The sequence below is a fragment of the Chromobacterium sp. S0633 genome (assembly GCF_024158805.1).
Lineage (GTDB): Bacteria > Pseudomonadota > Gammaproteobacteria > Burkholderiales > Chromobacteriaceae > Chromobacterium.
Genome location: NZ_JAMZGH010000112.1, coordinates 1 through 1,473, shown reverse-complemented (window position 1 = coordinate 1,473; position 1,473 = coordinate 1). Strand labels below are relative to the sequence as shown.

Sequence of the window (1,473 nt, the reverse complement as noted above, 5' to 3'; positions counted from 1 at the left end):
AAGACCCAGGAAGAAGACGCCTCGTGCTGGATCCGGGTGTCGCAAGCCTGGGCCGGCAAGGGCTGGGGCGTGCTGGCCATGCCGCGGGTGGGCCAGGAGGTGCTGGTCACCTATGTGGACGGCGATCTGGACCGGCCGATGATCACCGGCATCGTCTATAACGGCGACAATCCGACGCCTTACGACCTGCCGAAAGACATCCGCTACACCGGTCTGGTCACGCGCTCCTTGAAGCAGGGCCGTTACAGCAACGCCAGTCAGATCACCTTCGACGACCAGCGCGGCGCGGAGCGGGTGATGGTGCACGCCGAGCGAGACATGCAGCAGACCACCGAGCGCAATAGCTCGGAGGCGGTGGGCCAGGACAAGAACACCTCGGTCAAGGGCACGTCCACCTCGGTCACCGGCGCCTCGATCAGCTACACCGGGGTGTCGGTGTCCTTCACCGGCCTGTCGGTCAGCTTCACCGGGGTGTCCACCAGCTTCACCGGCCTGTCCACCAGTTTCACCGGGGTGTCCACCAGCTTTACCGGCGTCTCCACCGGCTTCACCGGGGTGTCCACCGGTTTTACCGGCGTCTCCACCAGCTTCACCGGCATTTCCACCGGTTTCACCGGGGTGTCCACCAGCTTTACCGGCGTCTCCACCAGCCTGACCGGCACCAGCACCTCGGTGACGGGCACCTCGCAGAGCATGACCGGCATTTCCACCTCGATGACCGGCACCAGCGTGTCGGCCACCGGCATGTCGCAAAGCATGACCGGGGTGTCGTCTTCTTATACCGGCACCTCCACCAGCGTCACCGGGACCAGCACCTCGGTCACCGGCACCTCCAAGAGCGTGACCGGCACCTCGATGTCGGACACCGGCTCGTCCACCAGCATCACCGGCACTTCGATGTCCACCACCGGTTCGTCCACCAGCGTCACCGGCACCTCGATGTCCACCACCGGCTCGTCCGCCAGCGTCACCGGTTGCTCGGTGTCCACCACCGGCGCTTCCGCCAGCGTCACCGGCTCGTCGGTCTCGGTCACCGGCTCATCCACCGGGGTTACCGGCTCCAGCATGTCCACCACCGGTTCCTCGGTCAGCAGCACCGGTTCCAGCGTGTCCAGCACCGGCTCCAGCTGCTCCACCACCGGGGTCAGCTATTCCTACACCGGCGCGTCCTATTCGGACACCGGCGTGGATTTGAAGAAGCTGGGCATGCAGGTGAAAAGCTGATGAGGCGGCGCAGGCTTGGACACGGGAAAGGAGAGCGGAGATGCGCTTGATCGAACTGCACAGCCCCTTGCTGGACGCGGACAGCGTCGCGTTGAGCTTCAAGGCGGACGAGCGTCTGTCGCAGGAGCCCAGTTACCAGCTCGACATCGCCTGCGCCGACCCGGCGCTGGATCTGGACGGGCTGCTCGGCTCGCGGCTGACGGTGGACATCGACCTGGGCGACGAGGGCGTCCGGCCTTTCCATTGCCA

The 1,473-nt window shown here is 65.7% G+C and carries 2 protein-coding genes; both read left to right on the top strand.

Annotation, left to right across the window (positions count from 1 at the left end; all coding sequences use genetic code 11):
- The coding region (gene vgrG, locus NK214_RS25135) for a type VI secretion system tip protein VgrG (protein WP_305883585.1) at positions 1 to 1,224 on the top strand (1,224 nt) is incomplete at its 5' end.
- Between the two features lie 40 nt (positions 1,225 to 1,264).
- The coding region (locus tag NK214_RS24825) for a hypothetical protein (RefSeq protein ID WP_253315796.1) at positions 1,265 to 1,473 on the top strand (209 nt) is incomplete at its 3' end.